We start from the raw sequence: 7,938 nt of genomic DNA on the forward strand, positions 1-7,938 counted from the left end.
CAGCGCGGTATCGACGGAGGAGCCGATCAGGGTCGAGGCCAGCGGCGCGCGCCACCATTTGCCCTCGCGCAGGGCCGAAAACACGGCCACGTCCAGAAGCTGCGCGGTGAGGAAGGCAACACCGGAGGCAAGCGCAATGCGCAGGGTCACGGCCGGATAGGTAAAACCGTCGCCCTGCAGCATGATCCGGGTGCCGATCAGCGAACAGGCAACCCCGGCCAGGAAACCGGCCACAACCACCTTGCGCGCCGCTGCGGTGCCGTAGACCCGGTTCATCACATCCGTGACCAGAAAGGCGATGGGATAGGTGAAGGCGCCCCAAGTCAGCCATTGGCCGAACAGGAATTGCACCAGGATATTGGAGGCCACCACGACGGCAGCCATGGCAACGATGCCGGGAATATGCGAGCGGGTCATGGGCCGGATCCATTTTTCAAGGCCGCGGGCATCATCCCTGCCACGGCAGAAGACTGGCGCTTTAAACCGGAGCTGCCGCCGCTGCAAGCAGCCTGCGGGGCAGGGGCTCCCGCCCGCTTGGGCGCATTTCAGGAAATGCGCCGCCCGGTTGGGCCCGGCGCCGCTGCCGCGGCGCGGCGGCAGCAGGTCAGCGGGGCAGCGCGTATTCCACTATCTCGGTGCGTTGAAAGGGCAGGAAATTGTCGTCCGAGACCATCGTGGCGCGCAGCCGCCCGCCGCCATCAGCCCAGACCGACAGCCCTTCCAGATTGTCATGGGTGCCGGGGCGGGTCTGCAGCAGGGTCGCCTCGTTCACCGGCCCTGCGGCGGTGATATCCCAGCGCCGCAGCCGGCTGCGGAAGCCGAACAGGGTAAAGTCGCGCTCCAGCAGGTAGAACCGCCGGTCGGGGCCGAAATCGGCGTCCACCGGCAGAAAACCACCCTCGGGCGGCAGGCTGAACGGGTGCGACCAGCGGCGGCCGTTCCAGCGCCAGACCGGGATCTGCCCGTGTTTGTCCAGGGCGCGTTCGGGCAAGGTATACAGCCGCCCGCGGGAATCGATGGCCAGGGTTTCCAGCGATTTGTTGGGCGGCAGGCTGCGGAAGGCCTTGGGGCGCGGCAGCACCGTGGCGCGGCTCCCTGGGCTTTGATAGCGCGCCACCCGTGCGGCGCCTTCAAAGGAGATATAGCGGCTGCCGTCCGCGGCCACCGCCAGCCCTTCGCTGTCGCCGGCAAAGCCCTTGAGCGTTTTGCCGGTGGAAGACCGCAGTTCGTGCGCGCGCCGGGCGGTGATGGCTGAAATCAGACCCTGGCTGCGCTGGATCCGGGTTGTCACCAAAGTGGCCCGGTCGCTGAGCACGGTCATTGCGGAGCCGCCGCGGCTGAGCTTCAACGCCGAGAACCCGCCGAACCAGCGCTGGTTCAGCTTCCAGGTATGGCTGCTGAGGTACTGCGCCTTGCCCGCCGCGGCGGCGGCGGGGCGGTTGGCCGCATAGGCCGCCGCTGCCAGACAGGCGGCGGCCGCAAGGGCCAGGGTCAGTTTGATCGCAGAACGGCGGCGCATTGCTTGGGCAGGTCCGAAAGGGTGTAGTCCCTTCTCGGTTTAGGCTTTGGCGCGTTTGGGTCAACTGGTTTCGGCGGCGGCGGGTTCAGAATGTCATTGACCCAGCGCTGCGCATCGGCGCAGCCGTCGCCCCTGGGCGGGGCGGCCTGATCCGCGCAGCCGCGCGCGCCGCGCGGACAGGCCAGCCGCACATGAAAGTGGTAGTGATGGCCCCACCAGGGCCGGATCTTGCGCAGCCAGCGGCGGTCGCCCTTCTCGTCATTGCACATTTGCACCTTGGCGCCGGGAAAGACAAAGATCCGCGCCACCCGCTTGTCCTTGGCCGCAGCCTTGAGGATTTCGTGATGGGCGCGGGTCCAGCTGGAATTCACATAGGCGCCCTTGGCCCGGCGCATCGAGATCGAGGAGATGTTTTCGCGCGCGCTGCGGCTGAGGTTCAGCCGGTCCGGCGGCCGCATCCAGATGTCGATATCGAGGCCGATCTGATGGCTGCGGTGGCCCGACAGCATCGGCCCGCCGCGCGGCTGGCTGATGTCGCCGATATACAGCCCCTTCCAGCCGCGCTGTCTGGCCGCCACGCGGCTCAGGTCCTTGACGAAATCAATCGCTGCCGGATGGCCCCAGTTGCGGTTGCGGCTCAGCCGCATGGCCTGCCAGGTTGGGCCGGTCTCAGGTAATTGCGCAGCCCCGGCAACGCACCCCTTGGCATAAGAGCCAAGCGGCGCGGGGCGCTGCTGCGAGGCGCTGGGCTTGGCTCCGAACAGGGCCTTGGCGGGGGTTTGCGCGCTTGCCGGGCTGGATAAGCCCGCAACCGCCAAACAGATGGCAAGAAACAGTTTCACTCCTGATCTCCTTCTCCTTGAACCCAGAACAACAATACCAATCCGATCAGAAACAGCCCGATCACGGGGGTGATCCCCAGCCGGGCGCTGCCGGTCACGGTGGTGGCCAGGCCGATCAGCGCCGGCGCGAGGAATGCGGTGGCGCGTCCGGACAATCCGTACAGGCCGAAGCTTTCGGTCGCATCCGCAGGGCTGGTGTGGCGCACCATCAGGCTGCGGCTGGCGGCCTGCAGGATGCCGCCGAAGCCGCCGATCAGAACGCCGCAGCCGAAAAACACCCTGTCGGGCAGGGTGGAGCCCTCTGCCAGGGCAAAGCCGAAAATCTGGCTTCGCGACATGCTGACGATGATCAGGCAGACAAAGGCCAGCACCAGGACCGAGGTGATAATCACCGGTTTCGGGCCCAGCCGCCGGTCGGCCTTGCCGCCCAGCCAGCTGAACGCGGTGGCGGCAAAGGCGGCGACAATGCCGAAAATGCCGATCTGGGTGATCTCCCAGCCCAGCACCAGCTTGGCGTAGACACCGCCGAACCCGTACAGCCCGTTCAGCGCATCGCGGTAAAACATTGCCGAGCCAAGATAGGCCGCCAGGCTCAGCCGGTGGCGCAGGCTGGCAACCAGTTTGACCACCATCTGCCAGGCTTTGCCCAGGCTGGCCTTGCGCCCGGTGGCGGCCTGGTCCTTGACCCACAGGAAATAGGGAACCATGAAGACGGCAAACCAGACCGCGGTGAACGGGCCTACGGCACGGGTGCCCTCTTTTGCCGCCGCGTCCAGCCCCAGGGCCGGGTTTAGGCCGATCAGCGTCTTGCCTGAGCTTTGCTCGACAAACAGCAGCAGCATGATGAACAGCGCAATCACACCGCCAAGATAGCCAAAGGCAAAGCCGGAACCGGACACATCCCCGACATCCTCGCGGCTGGCGAGGGTGGGCAGCTGAGCATTCACAAAGATCAGCGCGAACTCGGCCCCGATGAAGCCAAAACCAAAGCTGACCAGCATCCACCACAGGTTGCTGCCCGCGGGATCCATGTGCCACAACCCCCAGGCGCCGATCAGATACATCAGGGAAAACATCATGATCCAGGGCAGGCGCCGCCCGGTGATATCGGCCAGCGCGCCCAGAAACGGCGCGCCAAAGGCGATGATCAGCCCGGTCACCGTCAGGCACAGCGACCAGACGGTCTGCGCCTGCGCCTTGGCAGCCTCGCCCGGCAGCCCCTGGGTCAGGAAATAATCCGCCGCGGCAGCGGCAAAAAACGGGCTGAACACAAACGTCACCAGCAGCGTCTGATACGGCTGGCTGGCCCAGTCAAAGAACCACCATCCCCAGATCCGCTTGCGCGTGGATACCTGCTGCATGCCCGGCCTCTTGTTATAGTTGCCTTCAGGTATGGCAGGCGGGCAGGGGCCTAGGCAAGCCCGTCCTGCATCGGCGGCCAGGGGCGGCCGCCATCCGCTTGGCACCAATCCTTGATCCAACCGGGCAATTCGGGAGAAACTTCAGCGTCTTGCCCCAAGGCAGCCAGAACCTTGGCGGGCGGGACAATCCCGGTCCGGCCGGTGACTGCGGTGCGCAGCATCACATGGCTGGCGCAGTCGCCGTTTTTCTTCCACATCGACTGCTCGACATAGATGAATTTGTCATCCCAGCCCACTGCGCGGCTGCGCATCTCAAACCGCTCAAATCCCCGGATCCGGCGGCGGTAGCGCACCGATGATCCTGCCACCGTCAGCCCCCAGCGGTTCTTTTTCAGGGCCCCGATCAGCCCGGCCCGCTGCGCCAGCATGGTGCGGCCCAGATCATAAAGCGTCATGGTGCGGCCGTTGTTCAGCTCCATCCACATGTCCAGGTCCCAGGGCCAGCAGATGTGGTGCGAGACATGCAGGCCGGTGATCGGCAGCCGCGGCATCCGGCTGGCCAGAACGGTATCCTTGATCAGGCGGAATATAGGGTACATGCGCAGGGCCTCCTGTTTCGCTTGCACCCGTGATGCCACCCGTTTACAGCGCGTCAACTGCAACCTCGCGGAAGCCTTGCGCATTTCGCCGTGTCTGCTTACCTGTGTGGCTGTTCGAAAGAGGGAATTACAGATGGTTTCGCTGTTCCAAATCCTGATGCTGATCCTGGACATTGTCTGGTTCTTCATCATTGCCCATGTGATCATGAGCTGGCTGATCAACTTCCAGGTCCTGAACCTGCACCAGCAGCTGGTGGCGCAGATCTGGTACGGGCTGAACCGCATTCTGGAACCGCTCTATGCGCCGGTGCGCCGCATCATTCCCAATATGGGCGGCATCGACCTGGCGCCGCTGGCGGTGCTGATCGCGGTCTATGCGCTGCGCATCATCCTGGTGAACAACGTTTCGGCCTTCTACTAAGCCCGATGAGGGCAGCGCCCGCCCATGGGGCGGACGGGCGCTGCCCGGCGCTGTGGCGCCGGGCGGAACCTGATTGATGGCTCTGACACCGCTCTCCCCCTTGCCGCCCTATGCCTCCTGTGGGATTGTGTCCGCCAAGACGAGCAGACACCAGCACCACCAGCACCACGAGGCCACCCGCCCCCATGACAGCCCCGGCAGCCCTGACAGGCGCGTCCCCGATTCTGCGCGAGATCTTCGGCTTTGACGCCTTCCGCCCCGGACAGGAGGAGATCGTCGACGCCGTGACCGCGGGCGAAAACGTGCTGGCGATCATGCCCACGGGCGGCGGCAAATCCCTGTGCTTTCAGCTGCCTGCCCTGCTGCGCGACGGGGTGACCGTGGTGATTTCGCCGCTGATTGCGCTGATGCGCGATCAGGTCCGGGCCCTGCAGGAGGCCGGTGTCACCGCCGGTGCGCTCACCTCCGGCAACACCGAGGAGGAGACCGAGGCGGTCTGGCAGGCGATCGAGGCCGGGCAGCTGAAGCTTCTCTACATGGCGCCCGAACGCCTTGCCTCCGGTGCGGCGATGGGCATGCTGCGCCGCATCGGCGTCAGCCTGATTGCGGTGGACGAGGCGCACTGCGTCTCCCAATGGGGCCATGATTTCCGCCCCGATTACCTGCGTATCGGCGAGCTGCGCCGCGCGCTGGACGTGCCGCTGGCCGCCTTCACGGCGACAGCAGACCAGGAAACCCAGGAAGAAATCGTCCAGAAACTGTTCGACGGCGAGGCGCCGCGCAGCTTCCTGCGCGGTTTTGACCGGCCCAACATCCACCTCGCCTTTGGCGCCAAGGACAGCCCGCGCCGCCAGATCCTGGAGTTTGCCGCCGCCCGCAAGGGCCAGTCCGGCATCGTCTACTGCGGCACCCGCGCCAAGACCGAAGCGCTGTCTGCCGCCCTGCGCGAGGCCGGCCATTCCGCCTGTTTCTACCACGGCGGCATGGACGCCGAGGACCGCCGCATCGTCGAGACCCGCTTTGCCCGCGAGGATGGCTTGATCGTGGTTGCCACCGTGGCCTTTGGCATGGGCATCGACAAGCCCGATATTCGCTGGGTCGCCCATGCCGACCTGCCGAAATCCATCGAGGCCTATTACCAGGAAATCGGCCGCGCGGGGCGCGACGGCGCGCCGGCCGAAACCCTCACCCTGTTCGGCCCCGATGACATCCGCCTGCGCCGCACCCAGGTGGATGAGGGTCTCGCCCCGCCGGAACGCCGCGCCGCCGACCATGCCCGGCTGAACGCCCTGCTGGGATTGGCCGAGGCGCTGCGCTGCCGCCGCCAGAAGCTCTTGGCCTATTTCGGCGAGGCCGCGGAGCCTTGCGGAAATTGCGACCTCTGCGACAGGCCGGCCGATGTGTTCGACGGAACAACTGTGGTGCGCAAGGCGCTGTCGGCTGTGCTCAGGACCGAGGAATGGTTCGGCTCCGGCCATCTGATCGATATTCTGCTGGGCGCAGACAACGAGCGGATCCGTGCCAGGCGCCATGACCAGCTGTCGGTCTATGGCTGCGGCAAGGAATTCGGCAAGCGCCAGTGGCAGGCGGTGTTCCGGCAGATGATGGGCCATGACCTGCTGCGCCCCGACCCGGAGCGCCACGGCGCGCTGCGCTTTACGGAAGCCGCGCTGCCGATCCTGCGCGGCGAGCAAAGCATCGAACTGCGCCGCGACACCATCAAATCCGCCGAACGCCGCCCGGCGGTGAAGGCGCTGGTCTCGGAAGAGGACGCACCGCTGCTGTCGGCGCTGAAGGCCAAGCGGCGTGCATTGGCCGAGGCGCAGAAAGTGCCGGCCTATGTGATCTTCCCTGACCGTACCCTGATCGAGATGGCCGAGACCCGCCCGGAAACCCTGGACCGGATGGCCCGCGTCAGCGGTGTCGGCGCCAAGAAGCTGGAGCGCTACGGCAATGATTTTCTGGACGTGATCACCGGGGCGGCGGACCAACTCCACCCGGCGCGCCGCAAACTCGCGGGACGCGAGGCGGGGCCGGCTTATGACCGGCTGCTGGAGGTTCAGGCGCAGCTGGCGCGCGGGGACTGCGGCACGCTGAAACCGCTGACCTGTTCGGCCTCGCTCTTGGCCAAGGTGGCGCAGATGCGCAGCGATGACGAGGCCGGGATCACAAGATTGTTAGGGGAGCGCCGCGCCGAACGTTTCGCGGCGGCGTTTCTGGACGTCCTGCGCGGCGCGGGCTAGGGTCGCGCCAAGGAACCAGGGCCTGGCAGCCGGGCCAAGAATTCAAAGGGGCAGATATGCTGGTAGTGACCTCTCCGGCCAAGAAGCTGGACTGGGCGGAACGGGAGCAGGCGATGACCTGGCCCGCGCTGCATGACGACGCGGTAGAGCTGGCAGAGGTGGCGCGTGGCCAATCCGTGGCCGATCTGATGAAGCTGATGCACATCAGCGAGGATCTGGCCAAGCTGAACCATGCGCGGTTTCAGGACTTTGCCGCCGATCCGAAAACGGAAGCCACCCGCCCGGCGGCGCTGGCCTTTGCCGGCGACACCTATCAGGGGCTGGAGGCCGGCTCGCTGGATGCTGACGAAATGGCCTGGGCGCAGGAGCATTTCCGCATCTTGTCAGGTCTTTACGGCGTGCTGCGTCCGCTGGATGCGATGCAGCCGTACCGGCTGGAAATGGGATCGCGGCTGAAAAATGCCCGCGGCAGGAACCTTTATGAATTCTGGGGCGGCAAGATTTCCGACGCTCTGAATGCGCAGGCGGAAGCGGTAAATGCCAGCGTTCTGATCAACTGTGCCAGCCAGGAATATTTCGGCGCCGTGGACCTGGCGGCGCTGAAGCTGCGGGTGGTCACACCGGTGTTCATGGAAGACAAGAACGGCACGCCCAAGGTGGTGAGCTTCTACGCCAAACGCGCCCGCGGGGCGATGGCACGGTTCGTTATCCAGAACCGGCTGACGGATGCGGCGAGCCTCACCGACTTCGACGCCGGCGGCTACGTCTATCAGCCGGCACTGTCGGAGGCCGGCAAGCCAGTCTTTTTGCGCAGCGCCTGAGACAGGCGGAAGGCTCCCGCCCGCTCCGGCGCATTCAAAGCATACAATCGAATCACTGTTTTTGATGTGTATGAAGGCGGCAAAATTGATGCGGGTAAAAAAGCCTATGCCATTAGTTTCTATCTTCTAGAC

The 7,938-nt window shown here is 65.5% G+C and carries 8 protein-coding genes; 3 read left to right on the top strand and 5 right to left on the bottom strand.

The annotated features are described in order from the left end of the window. The 5 genes from VOI29_RS20125 to VOI29_RS20145 all read right to left on the bottom strand — a co-directional run. Positions 1–417, bottom strand: a 417-nt coding sequence (locus VOI29_RS20125) for a queuosine precursor transporter (RefSeq protein WP_323782903.1), incomplete at its 3' end; no start/stop codon positions are given. 187 nt (positions 418–604) lie between these two features. Continuing rightward, positions 605–1,519 (bottom strand): esterase-like activity of phytase family protein, encoded by a 915-nt coding sequence (locus VOI29_RS20130; RefSeq protein ID WP_323782906.1) that lies wholly within the window; start codon positions 1,517–1,519, stop codon positions 605–607. Beyond that, positions 1,492–2,361, bottom strand: coding sequence for a penicillin-insensitive murein endopeptidase (gene mepA / locus VOI29_RS20135; protein WP_416361569.1), 870 nt, complete (start codon positions 2,359–2,361; stop codon positions 1,492–1,494). The genes VOI29_RS20130 and mepA overlap by 28 nt, the downstream gene beginning before the upstream one ends. After that, positions 2,358–3,722: an MFS transporter gene (locus tag VOI29_RS20140; protein ID WP_323782910.1), complete on the bottom strand. Its 1,365-nt coding sequence runs from the start codon at positions 3,720–3,722 to the stop codon at positions 2,358–2,360. The genes mepA and VOI29_RS20140 overlap by 4 nt, the downstream gene beginning before the upstream one ends. Before the next feature lie 50 nt (positions 3,723–3,772). Continuing rightward, on the bottom strand, positions 3,773–4,321 hold the full coding sequence (locus tag VOI29_RS20145) for an acyl-CoA thioesterase (RefSeq protein WP_323782913.1): 549 nt from the start codon (positions 4,319–4,321) through the stop codon (positions 3,773–3,775). A 133-nt stretch (positions 4,322–4,454) separates the two neighbouring features. On the opposite strand from VOI29_RS20145, the gene VOI29_RS20150 reads away from it, so the two are divergent. The 3 genes from VOI29_RS20150 to yaaA all read left to right on the top strand — a co-directional run bounded on the left by VOI29_RS20150 (position 4,455) and on the right by yaaA (position 7,806). Beyond that, entirely contained in the window at positions 4,455–4,742 is a 288-nt protein-coding gene (locus VOI29_RS20150) for a YggT family protein (RefSeq protein WP_024091912.1), read from the top strand. Between the two features lie 185 nt (positions 4,743–4,927). Next, on the top strand, positions 4,928–6,985 hold the full coding sequence (recQ, locus tag VOI29_RS20155; RefSeq protein WP_323782918.1) for a DNA helicase RecQ: 2,058 nt from the start codon (positions 4,928–4,930) through the stop codon (positions 6,983–6,985). A 56-nt stretch (positions 6,986–7,041) separates the two neighbouring features. Further along, positions 7,042–7,806, top strand: a complete 765-nt coding sequence (gene yaaA / locus VOI29_RS20160) for a peroxide stress protein YaaA (RefSeq protein ID WP_323782921.1) — start codon at positions 7,042–7,044, stop codon at positions 7,804–7,806. The last annotated feature ends 132 nt before the right edge of the window (positions 7,807–7,938 follow it).

Origin of the sequence: Leisingera sp., from assembly GCF_034669605.1 — a bacterium.
In the GTDB taxonomy this organism is placed as follows: domain Bacteria; phylum Pseudomonadota; class Alphaproteobacteria; order Rhodobacterales; family Rhodobacteraceae; genus Leisingera.